We start from the raw sequence: 14,799 nt of genomic DNA, 5'->3' as shown, positions 1-14,799 counted from the left end.
CTCAAACAAAAAGACATGAAATCAGATAAAACAAGCAGCAATACAGCGCGGTGTTAAAAAGCGCCGGATGCCAGACAAAATCGTAAATCCCCGTCGGCTGCAGCAGGCGGCGCAAGAGGAAAAACAGCGCCAGCGACACCAGCAGCTCGAAAAACACCGGCGGAAACGACAGTCCGAAGATGACCATAACCGGAAGCAAACTCATCACTTTTTCCTTATTGTTCACTGCGCCGGGGAAAGACAGGTCTCGCCATTCACATTCTCTTTACATTTTAGCGTGCGCGCGCCACAAATCTTGACCAGGCAGCTTGTCCAGGTCACGAACCCGAAAAAAGGTTAAACTTTGGGGCAGACATCCACGACAGGGATTGCGAGGGTGCCGGAGGAGCGGCAGGATTGCGTTGCCGATCGCTCTCGCACGTTGGTAAGGTCTATTCACCCGACCACGTTATATTAGCCTGCTTACTATCAAGGCATCAACAATCTGTGATCTAAATCACTTTTAAGCCAGAGTGAATAATGGAAAGATTAAAACGGATGTCGGTATTCGCCAAAGTGGTTGAGTTCGGGTCGTTTACCGCGGCCGCGCGCCAACTCGGCATGAGCGTTTCATCGATCAGCCAAACCGTCTCGAAACTGGAAAATGAGCTGCAGGTCAAGCTGTTGAACCGCAGCACGCGCAGCATCGGCCTGACCGAGGCCGGCAAAATCTACTATCAGGGCTGCCGACGCATGCTGCAGGAAGTCAGCGAAGTGCATGAGCAGCTGTATGCGTTTAACAATACCCCCGCCGGCACGCTGCGCATCGGCAGCTCATCCACCATGGCGCAAAACGTGCTGGCGAACATGACCGCCGAGATGATGAAAGAGTACCCTGGCCTGACGGTCAACCTGGTGACCGGCATTCCGGCGCCGGATCTGATCACCGACGGGCTGGATCTGGTGATCCGCACCGGTGAGCTGCAGGACTCCAGCCTGTTCTCCCGCCGCCTGGGGCAGATGCCGATGGTGGTGTGCGCCGCCAAAAGCTACCTCAGCCAGCACGGCACGCCGCAAAAGCCGAGCGACATGGTCAACTTTTCCTGGCTCGAGTACAGCGTGCGGCCCGACAGCGAATTTGAACTGATGTCGCCGGAGGGCATCACCACGCGCATTTCCCCGCAGGGGCGCTTCGTCACCAACGACTCCTCCACCATGATCCGTTGGCTGAAAAACGGCGCCGGCATCGCCTACGCCCCGCTGATGTGGGTGATCGAAGAGATCAAGCGCGGCGAGATCGAGATCCTGTTCAAAAGCTACCATTCGGATCCGCGGCCGATCTACGCGCTCTATACCGAGAAGGACAAACTGCCGCTGAAGGTGCAGGTGTGCATCAACTACCTAACCGACTATTTCGAACGCGTGGCGGCGGTCTATCAGGGCTATCGTTGAGCGGCGCTCAAATAGCGGTGCGCCAGCGCGCCCAGCAGTATCAACGCCAGCATGCCGAGGCCCCACAGCAGCCAGACGGCGTAGCCGGCCCAGTTCAGCAGCAGAGGAAAATAGCTCGCCAGCCCGCTGCCCAGCTGTTTCAGCCACGGCAGCCAGGCGTCCAGCACCGCCTGCGGCACCAGGCTCAGCGCGCCGTTCACCGGCAGCGATGCGCCGCCGGCTGCTTCCGCCAACGCCGGGAGCCAGGCCAGCACGCCGGCTACGCCCCAGGCCAGCAGCGTCCATAGCGCCATGGCGCCCAGCAGCAGCGCTAGCGTCCAACCGCCCCGGTTCACGGCACACCGCCGCCGCACTGCGGGCAAAAGCGGCTGCCCGACGGCAGCGGCGCGGCGCACTGGCCGCAGGTGGCGCTCAGCGCGGCAAACGGCTGACCGCAGCGGTGACAATAACGCGCGCCAGATTTATTCACCGCCCGGCATTCCGGACACTGCGGCCCCGGCTCGCCATGCTGGTTATAGCGGTTGCCATGATGCCCGCCGCCGTGGCCCGCGCGCTGATGACCGCGGTTAATACCGCCTTGCCCCAACAACCTTTTCAGTAAGCTCATCCCGCCTCTCCTCTGTGCATTGACGCTGAAGCTCACTGTAAACCCTGGAGTAACCTCCAGGGTAAAGCCCGGCGAGCAGGCTTTACGTTTCATTACATCGTAAAAGTGGCAAGGCTTTGATGCCGTTAACAAAAGCACCATCGGCATTATCCCACGCCGCCGCGCTGCGTTATGCTGCGGGAACCTCTCCCTGCATCAGGAATAACCATGAAAAAAATCATACTGGACTGTGACCCGGGGCATGACGACGCCATCGCTCTGTTGCTGGCCTGGGGCAATCCGCAGATCGACCTGCTGGCGGTCACTACCGTAGTGGGTAATCAGACGCTGGACAAAGTGACGCGCAACGCGCTGGCGGTGGCGCGCATCGCCAATATCACCGGCGTGCCCTTCGCCGCCGGCTGCCCGCGCCCGCTGGTGCGCAATATCGAAGTGGCGCCCGATATCCACGGCGATTCCGGCCTCGATGGCCCGGTGCTGCCGGAACCTCACCTGCAGTTGGACTCGCGCCACGCGGTGGATCTGATCATCGATACGGTGATGGCCCACCCGCCCGGCAGCGTGACGCTGGTGCCGACCGGCGGCCTGACCAATATCGCTATGGCGGTGCGCAAAGAGCCGCGCATTGCCGAGCGGGTCAAGGAAGTGGTGCTGATGGGCGGCGGCTACCATGTGGGCAACTGGAGCGCGGTGGCGGAGTTCAATATCAAAATCGATCCCGAGGCGGCGCACATCGTGTTCAACGAAAAATGGCCGCTGACCATGGTCGGGCTGGATCTTACCCACCAGGCTTTGGCCACGCCGGCAGTCTGCGCGCGCATCGCCGCCCTCGGCACCCGGCCGGCCGCCTTCGTCGGCGAACTGCTGGCATTCTTTGGCCGTATGTACCAACAGGCGCAGGGCTTCAGCGCCCCGCCGGTACACGATCCTTGCGCCGTCGCCTACGTGATCGATCCGAGCGTCATGACGGTGCGCAAAGCGCCGGTGGATATCGAACTCACCGGCACCCTGACGCTGGGCATGACGGTCGCGGACTTCCGCGCGCCGCCGCCGCCGGACTGCCACACCCAGGTCGCGGTCAAACTGGATCAGGATAAATTCTGGGATCTGGTGGTGGATGCGCTGGAACGGATTGGCGAAGTGGAGTGAGGTCTGTGAAGCGTGGATTAACGCGCTTTTACAGGCGCGTTAATCCGTCTTGCGGCACGGCAACAGGGATAGGGGGATCATCACCCCTTTATTTCCACAGCAACAGAACAATCTTAATAAAATGGATTTAAATAAAATTTAAAAACAACAAATAAAAAACAAGAAGAATCTTAATGAAAAATAAATACAGGTTCAATAAAGAAAGTATAAAATAAAAATAAAAAACAGCGGTAAATAAAACCACGATCGCCGTGCCGTCATTGGCAACAACGATTTAACAAGAAAATGCTTATCTCATTGGCTACATCGCCTGTCGGCCCAGGCGTTCGTTGTCGCACACACGGCGTTTTACTACATACAAAAAAATCCCAATGTTTTGATTTAAATACAAAAATAAAATAAAAGATTAAAAATTGACTGGAGCAAGATGAATTTGAGAAAATGACAACCCTGTTTTTTCAAACAAATAAAACACCCTTTGCAGGCAACTGAAATACGGCTTACCCCTTTTTATATAAACCGTCCCCGCGCTCACAGGGGAAAAACTTATTTATCGCTTCAACAGGAAGTCTTTTCAATTTCCATAAAAAATTTTAGGTATTGAAGCTTCAGCGAATTTAAACACCAGGATAAGGATAGGGAATCCTAATAATATGCATTCAATGATCGATATCGAAACATGGCAGGTTCACCATGACCGATAAAACCGCCATTAACGCACCGGCTATCGCCGTGCTGCCCCTGCTGCTGATCTGGATGGCGGCGATCCTGCCGTTTTATCACCCCAACATGGGCGGCGGCGGCCTGGCGCTGCCGCAAAACATTCTGGCCTGGAGCGCCATGGCGCTGACCACGCTGCTCGTGACCGCCAGCGTTTGCCTTGGCCGTACCCGTCTTTCGCTTACCCCCACGGCACGCCTGTTGCTGCTCGGCATCGCCGTATTGGCGCTGCCGCTGCTGTATACCCGCCCCGAGTGGCGCGAAGACGCCCTGTGGCGCAGCGCCGGTTTGCTCGGTGGCTGGCTGTTCTATGTCGCCTGCCTGCAGCTGCGCCTCACCACCCGGCAACGCGATCTGTTGCTGTACGGCCTGCTGTTCGCCGTAAGCGTTCAGGCATTACTGGCGGCGCTGCAGCTGTTCGCCCCCTCGCTGGCCTGGGTGGCCCCCCACGGCCGCCGGGTCTATGGCGTCTTCCAACAGCCGAACGTGCTGGGCAGCTTTATCGCCACCGGGCTGGCTTTGGCGCTCTGGCTGCTGCTTGCCCCCCTCTCCACGCCGACGCGGCGGCGGCAATTCCCGCTGCTCGCCCTGCTGGCCGCTTTCTCCGCCCTGCTGGTGCTGATCCAGTCGCGCGCCGCCTGGCTGGGCGGCGCCCTGGCGGCGGCGCTGCTGCTGTGGCGTTTTGCCCGTCAGCGCCCAGGCGCAAGCCGCTGGGCCGGCGGCGCGCTGCTGTTGGGCGTGGCGGCCGGTCTCACGGTGCTGTTCACCGGTCTTGGCCTGGATAGCCGCGCCGGCCTGATCGGGCGGGAGCTTTCCAACAGCGCGCGCCTGACCATGCTGCATGACGTCGGCGCCATGATCCTGGCCAAACCGCTGCTGGGCTGGGGCTACGGCGGCTTTGAATACAGCTTCGCGCACTTCCGTCTGCAGGAAATGCCCTGGCGAGAAGTGCTGGAAGTCGCCGGGCATCCGCACAATGAAATCTTGCTGTGGTGGGTTGAGGGCGGCCTGCCGGCGCTGGCGGGGATCGTTATCGTCCTCGTCGCCGGCGCGCTGCTGCTGAAACGCGCCTGGCAACGGGATCGCGAACAGCCGGGCGGTGCGCGCGTCGGGCTGTTTCTGGTGCTGTTGCCAATGCTGGTGCACACCCAGTTGGAATACCCTTTCTATCTGTCTGCGCCGCATTGGCTGGCGTTTCTGCTGCTGCTGGCGCTGCTGGACGGCCAAACCGGCGAGCCCCGCCCACTGCCGTTCGCCAAAGCCCTGAGCCTGCCGGTGGCGATGGCGGCCATCGGCGTGTTGGTGATGGCGATCTTCGCCTGGCAAGGGCGCATGGCGCTCACCCAATCGGAACGCACCATGCTGGCCTCCATCGACAGCATCGAGCAGATGCCGCCGCCGGCCGCCTGGATCTACCGGGAGCGCAAAACCTTCGACGAGCAATCTCACGCGCTGCTGGTCTATAACCAAACGCGCGATGATGCCCTGCTGACCGGCTATCGGCAGTGGGCCAATGCCTATCTGCAGCGCCGTATCGACGCTAACGTCTATGCCACGCTGATCATGATTTTGCGTTATCAGGGCGCTCAGGCGGAAGCAGACGCCCGCCAGCGGGAAGCCGCTTTCCTGTTTTCGCGGGATGCGCGGTTTAGGTAGGAAGAATAAGGTGAGAGCGCGTCGCTCTCACCTGTCGTCTTGAGATTAACGCGGCAAAATCGCGCACGTTTTATCCAGCAGCGATTCTACCGAGGCGCGGTTGCCGACATCCCAGCCGCGCTTCGAGGCCAGCAAGATAAAACCCCGTTGGCCGGCAAACGTGGTCGGGACGACGGCCACGCCATACTCCGCCAGCTGCGGCGGCGACAGATGAAAATAATCCGCAAGATCCTTAATCGGGTAGATGCCCATCGCGGTCGGCTGCATCACGCGGCGGGCATAGTAGGTGTGGCGCAGCAGCTTATCCGGCAAGGGGCGCCATTGTTCCTGTATGTAGGGGCGTTCCGCCTGCAGCTGGCGCCGCACATCCTCGCGCAGACAGGTCAGGTGAATGTGCAATTGGTTCTGGCTGCGGCCGTAAGCGGAGTTGATCGCCATGCCCAGCCTGTCGTCCGGCACCGGCCCGCCATACTCGGCGGCCAGCCGGTAACGCATCAGCCATGCATAGCCAAAATAGTCCGTTCGTTCTCCGGCCAGCAGCAGCGGGCTTTCAATGCCGGAAAGCGGCGCCGTCGGCACCAGAATGAAATGATAGGGATAACGCGGGTTTTGCAGCACGCTAAAGCCCTGCGCTTTCCCCTGCGGCATATAAATCTGCTCACACGGGGCCGGATCGCGCTTTTGCTGATAGTTGGCCATGCAGAGCTTATCGACCACGCCCCACAGCGCATCGGAACGGGCGCAGCCCGTCAGGGACAGAACGCCCAGCAACAGCAGCCAACGCCGGGCGGAGAAAGCCCAACGCGCCATCCTCGTATTGTTCCGTTTTTTCGCCACGTCAATTTCATTCCATCACTGGGCGCAGGCGCGCCTGCAAGGGCCGCAACATGGGGAATGGATAAGGAGCCAGCGCGTGGCCCCTTGAGGAAAGATTACGCCGTGCCGCCGACGGTCAGCGTATCCAGTTTCAGCGTCGGTTGGCCGACGCCCACCGGCACGCTCTGGCCTTCCTTGCCGCACACGCCCACGCCTTTATCGAGCGCCAGATCGTTGCCGACCATCGAGATCTGCTGCATCGCCTCGATGCCGGAGCCGATCAGCGTCGCCCCCTTCACCGGTTTGGTGATGCGGCCCTTCTCGATCAGGTAGGCTTCGGTGGTGGAGAACACGAACTTGCCGGAGGTGATGTCCACCTGGCCGCCGCCAAAGTTCGGCGCGTACAGGCCGTATTCGACGCTGGCGATGATCTCTTCCGGCGTCGATTGGCCCGCCAGCATGTAGGTATTGGTCATGCGCGGCATCGGCAGATGCGCGTAAGACTCGCGGCGGCCGTTGCCGGTCGGCGCGACACCCATCAACCGCGCGTTGAGTTTGTCCTGCATGTAGCCTTTCAGCACGCCGTTTTCGATCAGCACGTTGTACTGGCCCGGTACGCCTTCGTCGTCGATCGCCAGCGAGCCGCGGCGCCCTTGCAGGGTGCCGTCATCCACCACGGTGCACAGCTCGGAAGCCACCAGTTCGCCCATATGGCCGCTGAACACCGAGGTGCCGCGCCGGTTGAAATCGCCTTCCAGGCCGTGCCCCACCGCCTCGTGCAACAGCACCCCCGGCCAGCCGGCTCCCAGCACCACCGGCATATTGCCGGCCGGCGCCGCCACCGCGCCGAGATTGACCAGCGCCATGCGCACCGCTTCTTTGGCATAGGCATCGGCGCGCACGTCGCCGTCGACGGTTTCCAGGAAATAGTCGTAACCGAAACGGCCGCCGCCGCCGCTGGAGCCGCGCTCACGCTTGCCGTCCTGCTCCACCAGCACGCTGACGGAGAGCCGCACCAGAGGGCGAACGTCCGCCGCCAGCGTGCCGTCGGTGGCGGCCACCAACACCTGCTCGTAAACGCCGGTGATGCTGGCGTTCACTTCCTGCACCCGCGCATCGGCGGCGCGCGCCACTTTATCGACGCGGTGCAACAGGGCGATTTTCTCTTCGCGCGGCAGGCTTTGCAGCGGATCGAGCAGCGGGTACAGCGCCCGGTAACCGATTTCGCCCAGGGTGTGCGCCCGCCCGTCGCCCTGCTCGCGCACGATGCTGCGCGCCGCCTGGGCGCTCTGCTGCAGCGCATTCAGGGTGATCTGATCGGCATAGGCGAAACCGGTTTTCTCGCCGCTGACGGCGCGCACGCCGACGCCCTGGTCGATATTGTAAGAGCCATCCTTGATGATGCCGTCCTCGATCACCCAGGCTTCGTGATAGCTGGACTGGAAATAGAGATCGGCGTAGTCGATACGGCGTTCTGCCAGTTGACCCAGTACCGAGTACAGGTCTTGATGACTCAGCTTGTTGGTAGCGAGTAACTGCTCACTGACAAACGTCAGGCTCATAATGGTTTCACTCTTGATTGGAGGATAACGTGTCAGACGGCGCCGTCAGCGACGTCTGGAATCGATTGTGCTGCAGCACCGGCATCTGTTGCCGCAGGGGCTGCAGGCTTGTGGTGTCCACGCGCACCTTCAGCGCCGCCACGGCGTCCGGGTTCTCGGCCAGCACCTTGCCCCAGCCGTCGACAGCCAGCGTGTGGCCCCAGGTGCGGCGGGTCGGCCCGTGGCGCCCCACCTGCGCCGGCGCCAGGATCATGCACTGGTTTTCGATCGCCCGGGCGCGCAGCAGGATTTCCCAATGCGCCTCGCCGGTGACCCGGGTAAAGGCCGCCGGCACCGAAATCAGTTCAGCGCCCTGCGCCCGCAGCGCCTGGAACAGCGCGGGGAAGCGCAGATCGTAGCATATGGTCATGCCCAAACGCCCGACCGGCGTATCCACCACCGTCAGATGCTGCCCGTGCTGGTAGGTATCCGACTCGCGGTAGTGGGCGTGCGCGTCGTTGATGTCCACATCGAACATGTGCAGCTTGTCGTAGCGGGCGCGGATCTCGCCCTGATCGTCGAACAACAGGCTGCTGGTGGTGATAAGCTCCGGGTTTTCGCGGCTGATCAAGGGCATCGAGCCCACCAGCAACCACACACCATAGCGGCGCGCCAGTTCGCGCACCGCGTTCTGCAGCGGGCCATCGCCCTGTTTTTCCGCCTGTTGGCGATAGGCTGCGGAGTTGGCGAACAGCAGCGCGTTCTCCGGCGTCATGACCAGTTTTACCCCGGCATTGAGCTGCTTGATCTGCTGTTCAATCTGGGCCAGGTTATCGCGCACCTGATCGCCACTGCACAACTGCAACAACGCAACGTTAGCATTCCTCATGACGCCTTATCCTCCTTTGCCTTACGAAGTACCTCATTGATCTTCGGCTGGTCGAGATCGCCGCTGATATGGTAACGAATCAGCGAAATCTTGCTCCACAGCGGCCCCAGCACCTGCGAGGCGGCGAACACCGCCGCGCCGACGATCGGGTTAACGACAAACGCCGTGGCCACGCCGACCGTCGCCGAAATCGCCGGCGCCACCACCGCTTCCATATCGATGCGGCGGCGCGCCAGATCGATCTGGCCACTCATGGCGATATCCGCCGCCAGGCCGTCGATCAATAGATTATCAGTATGCATTATGCCATCTTTCAGCCAGGCGGTGCTGCGGATGGAATCAAAGTAGAAGCCTTTGCCGAAGGTATCGCTGAAATCGAACTGCAGCTTGCGCAGCAAGGCGTCGAAGCTGACCAGTCGCAGCAGCTGGCCGGCTCGGCCGCCGCCCATGCTGTCGATCTCGCCCTTGCCCATTTTGACCTGCAGCGCGCCGCTCAGCGTATTGACCTGCGGCTGCCACGGCGCGCCGCGCCAGTACAAATCGAAGTCCACGTCGTAAGGCGCGCCTTTCAGCGGGATGGTGATGCCGAAAAAGGCGGCGGTTTCATCGATCTTGCCGCCGAGCAGCTTGCCTTTCAGCGAGCTGCGCTCTTCCTGCGCGTTCTGCTTCCACAGGCCGGTGGCGCTCATGCGCCCTTTGCCGGTATCGACCAGGCCGTGATCCAGCGTCAGGGTATCGCCCCGATTGCTCAGATCCGCCTCGACCTTGCCGAGGTTCTGCCCCAGCACCCAGCACGACTTGCAGCGCAGCATCAGCGAAGGCCAGTCGCGGAAGCTGACTTTCTCCGGCGGCGGTGGCGGCGAACCCGCCGCGCTTTTCGTCTCGGCGAACTGCGGGTTGTAGTACAGGTAGTTGATATCGGCGCGCCACGGCCCGCGATCGGCCACCCGCAGGCTGCCGTCCACTTCATCGCTCTTGGCGTTCACCACGGTGGCGCCCAGCTGTTTTTCGGCCGACAGCGTCAGCTTATGCCAGGCCTGGCCGCCCAACAGCAGCTGCGGCGTGGTCAGCGCCACGGTGGTGGGGAAGCTGAAACCGCCCACCTGACCGCTGCCGCCGCCCTGTTTCAGCGCCGGCGCCAGCAGCGCCAGCCATTGCTCGCCGTCCAGCGCCGGCAGGTTCAGCGTCATCGACTTGCCGGCCGGCAGCGGCGGCGTGCCGCCACCGTTGGTTTGCCAGGCGGCGCGCACCAGATTCACCTGTTTTTTGTCGAAGTTCCATTCGCTGTTGAAGCGGTTCTGCTTGCCCGCACTGCCGGTCAACATGAAGCCGTTAAGACCGCCTTTGACCTTGACGCTCACCGGCAAGGCTTCGCCCGGCGCCTTGTCCAGCGGCGAAGGTAAGTGACTGCTCACTTTCCTTAGGTCTGCGTCAAGGCCGATATCGTAGCTGGCCGAGCCCTGATGCGGCAACGTGATGGCCACCTGACTCTGCCAGGGCGCGCTGCCGCTGAGCGCATCGGCGGCCTCTTTCGGCAGGCCGGGGAACTTGCCCGGCTGCCAGTCGCCCTTCAGGCCGACGTTGACCTTGTAGTCACGCTCGCCTTCCTGGGTGGTGAAGTTGAGCGCCACCGGCTGCCCGAACCAGGTGGCCGACAGCGGGTCGCTCTGCAGGTTGCCGTTGTCGAAGCGGAACTTGCCGCTGAGCTTTTGCAGTTCGCTGTCCAGCGGCTTGATCAGCAACGAATTGTTGTTCAGCGCCACTTCACCGGTGGCTCTGACCTGCTCGCCGTCCAGGGGAATATCGAGATGTAAGCGCCCACTGACATCACCGCCAATCTGCAGCTGATCCAGCGCCGCCCCCAGCGAATCGTGCAGCGGCGTCTGCATGAAGTAGTCGTGCACATCGCTGCCCGCACCCGCGACTTCGGCGTCGATCAGCAGCCGCTCTTTCAGGTAATCCGGGATCACCGCGCTGATATTTTTGCCCGCCACCTTGCCCAGCCGGGTTTGCGGCGCATGCATCCACAATCCCTCGTTGGCGAAGTCGAGGTCGATCGCCAAATCGGTCAGCGCCGGCCAGCCCGGTTGGAACTGGAAGGTCGCGTGGCGCAGCGGCACGAAGACTTCGAACTGCCCTTCGTTCTTACGGTACGGGAAGTGCTGCGGATCGCCGGAATAAATCAGCGTGGCGTTATCCACCCGGCCGCCCTGAATGGCGCCGCTCAGGTAGTCCACCAGATGCTTGCCCATCAGCGGTTCCGGGAAATAGCGCCAGGCCTCGGCGCCGTCATACAGGCGGATGCCCGCCAGGATATTCAGCCACGGATCGCCCTTGGCCGGCTGCTGATAACGGAAATCGCCGTTGACCCACAGCGACTTCGCCTTGACGTCCAGCCCCTGGCTCGCCAGCTCCCAGCCTTGATCGTTGTAACGCCAGGTCAGCGCGCCGCGCGCGCTGCTGATTTCAAGCGGCGCACGGAACATATCGCCGTAAGGCAAGGTGCTGCCTGCCAGCCCCAGCGTCAGGCGGCCGTTCTCCACCCCGCCGCTCAACGCGCCGGAGAAGTGGTTGACGCCGGGCAGCAGCTCCCAACGCTGCCAGCTAACATCGCGCCACAGCGCCTGGAAACGGCTCTTTTCCGGCTGCTTCAGCGGGATGTCCAGCGCCAGGGCTTCCATCTTCCCCTGCGGCTGCAGATCGTTCCAGCGATCGAGCACGTCCGGGCTGAGGAACGAGAAGGTCGGCAGCAGCGCCGACAGGCGCTCCAGCTGAAGGTTAGTCGCGCGTACCCGCAGCTCTTCATTCTGCGCCGGCCCCATGAATTCGGTGTTTTCCGGCAGCCACAGCGCGGATAGCGCGCCCTGCGGCCAGGCCTGGCCGTCGGTGCTCAACCGCAGCTGCGGCACGTCGAGCTGCCAACCGGTGCCCTGGCGGCGCAGCGACAACGCCAGATTGTCCACGTCCAGCCGGTGCTGCGCGGCGCCGGTATCCCAGTTGGCCGCCCCCTGCTTGAGCAACGCATGGCCGCCGGCAATCTCGCCGTTCTGCACCTGCAGCCAGGCCGCCAGGCTGAAGTCGGCGCTTTCCAGCCCGGTGTTAGCGCGCAGCCAGCGGGTAAACCAGGGTTTCATGTCGATGTTATCGGCCTGCAGGTAGACCGTGCCGGTGTCCAGCAGGCCCTGATTATCGCGCAGGTCCATGCGCAGCTGCACCACGCCGTGCTGGCCGTTCAGCGTCGACAGGCTGATCTGCCCCTCGGCGCGGTGGCGCTCGCGGCCGTTGAGCCAGGTCAGTTGGGGAATGTCGAATTCGGCGCGCGCGCCGGCAGGCGTCAGGAATGAGATACGGCTGTCGCGCAGATCGAAATGGTCGAGCTGGCGCAGCATCAGATCGCCGATTTTGCCCGGCTCAAGGCCTTCGCCCTGCCGGTCGCCGCCCAGCGTGGCGTTCAGATCGAGGCGGAATTGATAGAAGGTCAGATCGCGGAACTGCCAGCGCCAGTGCAGCAGCGATTGCCACACGTCCAGCGCCAGCGTCACGCGTTCGATATGCACATCGCTTTTGGGCAGCGTGGCGCTCAGGTTGCGCATTTCAAGCTGTGGGCCGAACGTTTCCCAGCTGCCCTGCAGGAAATCCATCTGCACGGGCACGCCGGACAGCTTCTCCACCTGCGCCAGCAGTTGGGGACGGTAGTCGTTCAGCTTCGGCAGCATCAGGCGCAGCCCGCTGATCAGCAGCGCCACAATCACGATTAGGGTGGCGCCTGTTGCTAACAGAATCCCAGGCAGTCGCCTCACGCAGTTCTCCTTGCTCCGCTGCCTGGCAACGGGAATATCTATGCACTGACGGGCCCGGCATGCCGGGCCCTTACGATGTCGGACGGGCTACATCATGACGACGTCGAACTGCTCCTGGCTGTACAACGGTTCGATCTGCACCTTCACCTGTTTGCCGACGAAGATCTCCACTTCGGCCAGCGCATGCGACTCTTCGCTCTTCAGCGCTTCGCCGACCGCCGCGGAGGCGTATACCAGGAAGCGATCGGAATCGTAAGCATGGTGCACGCGCACAATCTCGCGCAGGATCTCGTAGCACACGGTTTCCACCGTTTTCACGGTGCCGCGCCCATTGCAAGTAGGACAATCGTGACAGAGCACATGTTCAATGCTTTCACGCGTGCGTTTACGCGTCATTTCAACTAAGCCTAGCTGAGAGAAGCCGTTGATCGTGGTTTTTACCCGATCTTTACTCAACGCCTGCTCCAGCGAGTGCAGCACCCGGCGGCGATGCTCTTCGTTGTTCATATCGATAAAGTCGATGATGATGATGCCGCCCAGGTTACGCAGCCGCAGCTGGCGCGCGATGGCCTGCGTCGCCTCAATGTTGGTATTGAAGATGGTTTCGTCGAGGTTGCGGTGGCCGACGAAGGCGCCGGTGTTGATGTCAACGGTGGTCATCGCCTCGGTCTGATCGATGATCAGATAGCCGCCGGACTTCAGCTCCACCTTACGCTCCAGCGCGCGCTGGATCTCGTTTTCCACATCGTACAGATCGAAAATCGGCTGGCTGCCGGTATAGAGCTCGAGCTTGTTGGTGATGTCCGGAATGTACTCGCCGGTAAACTCCACCAGCAGATCGTGCGTCAGCCGCGAATCGACGCGGATGCGATCCAACGCCGCGCCGGCGAAATCGCGCAGGATGCGCTGCGCCAACGCCAGCTCGCCGTACAGCTTGTATTTGGTCTGGTTGCGCTTCTTGCGCTCCATCACCTTGGTCCACAGCCGTTTGAGGAACGCGGCGTCCTGCGCCAGCTCTTCCTCGCCGATGCCTTCCGCCGCGGTGCGGATGATAAAACCGCCCAGCTCGTCGCAGTGCGGCGCAACGATGGCTTTCAGGCGCTCGCGCTCGGCTTCGCTTTCAATGCGCTGCGAAACGCCGACGTGCGCCGCGCCCGGCATGAAGACCAGATAGCGCGAAGGCAGCGTGATGTCGGTGGTCAGGCGCGCGCCCTTGGTGCCGAGCGGATCTTTCACCACCTGCACCATCAGGTCTTGCCCCTGGCGCACCAGCTCGGCGATGTCGCGCACGTGGAAGTTTTTCCGCTCGTCGCCGGCGACGCATTCGGTATGCGGCATGATGTCGGAGGCGTGCAGGAAGGCGGCCTTGTCCAGGCCGATGTCGACGAACGCCGCCTGCATCCCCGGCAGGACGCGGCTGACACGCCCTTTATAGATGTTGCCGACGATGCCGCGTTTGGATTCGCGTTCGATATGGATCTCTTGCAGAATGCCGCCATCGATATAGGCGACCCGCGTTTCAGACGGTGTGATATTAACCAGTAGCTCAGCTGTCATGCCTTCTCCTCAGAGCCGGTCGATAATGGCAGCGCCCATCAACCGGTTCTTACATCACGTAATGCGACAAAATTACTGAGCAGCTCATGTGTTTCGACCAGCGGCAGACCAACCACCGCGTGATAACTCCCGGTTATCGTTCTGACGAAACAACCACCCTTTCCTTGAATTCCATAGGCGCCCGCCTTATCCATCGGTTCGCCCGTAGCAATATAGTCGCGGATATCCTGTTGTGACAGGCTGCGGAACGTCACGTCGGTCACCACCAGCTGGCAGCGCACGTCGTCGCGATCGGCGATCGCCACCGCCGTCATCACCTGATGCTGCTTGCCGGACAGCGCCGCCAGCATTTCCGCCGCATGGGCTTCGTCGCGCGGCTTCTCCAGCACCCGGCCGTTGAGCACCACGATGGTGTCGGCGCCCAGCACCGGCCGATCTTCCTGCGCCAGCGCTACGCCGGCTTTGGCCTTGTCCTGCGCCAGGCGGCGCACATAGGCTTCAGCGGCTTCGCCTTCCCGGCGCTGCTCTTCGGTATGCGTCAGCAAAATGTCGAACGACACGCCGAGCAGGGTCAGCAGTTCACGTCGACGTGGGGAGCCGGAGGCCAGATAAAGCGAAGTCATTGAGATACCC

The 14,799-nt window shown here is 61.8% G+C and carries 12 protein-coding genes; 3 read left to right on the top strand and 9 right to left on the bottom strand.

Annotated features, from left to right (window positions below; genetic code table 11):
- Position 1: 1 nt before the first annotated feature.
- Positions 2-205 (bottom strand): p-hydroxybenzoic acid efflux pump operon protein AaeX, encoded by a 204-nt coding sequence (gene aaeX / locus ACJ8PI_RS16830; RefSeq protein WP_004936952.1) that lies wholly within the window; start codon positions 203-205, stop codon positions 2-4.
- A 314-nt stretch (positions 206-519) separates the two neighbouring features.
- On the opposite strand from aaeX, the gene aaeR reads away from it, so the two are divergent.
- Positions 520-1,431 (top strand): HTH-type transcriptional activator AaeR, encoded by a 912-nt coding sequence (gene aaeR, locus ACJ8PI_RS16825; RefSeq protein WP_033636163.1) that lies wholly within the window; start codon positions 520-522, stop codon positions 1,429-1,431.
- Here aaeR and ACJ8PI_RS16820 read toward each other — a convergent pair.
- The gene (locus ACJ8PI_RS16820) at positions 1,422-1,766 is read right to left on the bottom strand and encodes a hypothetical protein (RefSeq protein ID WP_049234169.1); all 345 of its coding nucleotides are present in this window, start codon (positions 1,764-1,766) and stop codon (positions 1,422-1,424) included. The two genes, aaeR and ACJ8PI_RS16820, sit on opposite strands and share 10 nt — an antisense overlap.
- Complete coding sequence (locus ACJ8PI_RS16815; RefSeq protein WP_049234168.1) at positions 1,763-2,038, bottom strand: zinc ribbon domain-containing protein; 276 nt, start codon at positions 2,036-2,038, stop codon at positions 1,763-1,765. The genes ACJ8PI_RS16820 and ACJ8PI_RS16815 overlap by 4 nt, the downstream gene beginning before the upstream one ends.
- Before the next feature lie 207 nt (positions 2,039-2,245).
- Between ACJ8PI_RS16815 and uriH the strand changes: the two genes are divergently transcribed.
- On the top strand, positions 2,246-3,187 hold the full coding sequence (gene uriH, locus ACJ8PI_RS16810) for a uridine-preferring nucleoside hydrolase UriH (RefSeq protein WP_033636166.1): 942 nt from the start codon (positions 2,246-2,248) through the stop codon (positions 3,185-3,187).
- Between the two features lie 693 nt (positions 3,188-3,880).
- Positions 3,881-5,563 carry a PglL family O-oligosaccharyltransferase gene (locus tag ACJ8PI_RS16805; RefSeq protein ID WP_164134684.1) on the top strand — a complete coding sequence of 561 codons (1,683 nt, stop codon included), beginning with the start codon at positions 3,881-3,883 and terminating at the stop codon, positions 5,561-5,563.
- A 45-nt stretch (positions 5,564-5,608) separates the two neighbouring features.
- On the opposite strand, the gene ACJ8PI_RS16800 is transcribed toward ACJ8PI_RS16805, so the two are convergent.
- From ACJ8PI_RS16800 to ACJ8PI_RS16775, 6 genes are all read right to left on the bottom strand, one after another.
- Positions 5,609-6,373: a CDP-diacylglycerol diphosphatase gene (locus ACJ8PI_RS16800; protein ID WP_041036851.1), complete on the bottom strand. Its 765-nt coding sequence runs from the start codon at positions 6,371-6,373 to the stop codon at positions 5,609-5,611.
- A gap of 122 nt (positions 6,374-6,495) precedes the next feature.
- On the bottom strand, positions 6,496-7,941 hold the full coding sequence (tldD, locus tag ACJ8PI_RS16795; RefSeq protein WP_047570394.1) for a metalloprotease TldD: 1,446 nt from the start codon (positions 7,939-7,941) through the stop codon (positions 6,496-6,498).
- A 7-nt stretch (positions 7,942-7,948) separates the two neighbouring features.
- The gene (gene nit1 / locus ACJ8PI_RS16790; RefSeq protein ID WP_033636170.1) at positions 7,949-8,809 is read right to left on the bottom strand and encodes a deaminated glutathione amidase; all 861 of its coding nucleotides are present in this window, start codon (positions 8,807-8,809) and stop codon (positions 7,949-7,951) included.
- A complete protein-coding gene (gene yhdP, locus ACJ8PI_RS16785) occupies positions 8,806-12,609 on the bottom strand; it encodes an AsmA2 domain-containing protein YhdP (protein WP_164134685.1) in 3,804 nt (1,267 codons plus the stop codon). Before yhdP ends, nit1 begins: the two co-directional genes overlap by 4 nt.
- An 87-nt stretch (positions 12,610-12,696) precedes the next feature.
- On the bottom strand, positions 12,697-14,166 hold the full coding sequence (rng, locus tag ACJ8PI_RS16780; protein WP_016930237.1) for a ribonuclease G: 1,470 nt from the start codon (positions 14,164-14,166) through the stop codon (positions 12,697-12,699).
- A gap of 38 nt (positions 14,167-14,204) precedes the next feature.
- Positions 14,205-14,789, bottom strand: a complete 585-nt coding sequence (locus tag ACJ8PI_RS16775; protein ID WP_041036858.1) for a Maf family protein — start codon at positions 14,787-14,789, stop codon at positions 14,205-14,207.
- Positions 14,790-14,799 lie beyond the last annotated feature (10 nt).

Origin of the sequence: Serratia sp. CY82433 (assembly GCF_052166535.1) — a bacterium.
Classification (GTDB): Bacteria; Pseudomonadota; Gammaproteobacteria; order Enterobacterales; family Enterobacteriaceae; genus Serratia; species Serratia sarumanii.
Note: the sequence above shows the minus strand (reverse complement) of the source record. Positions and strands in the feature narration are given on the sequence as shown.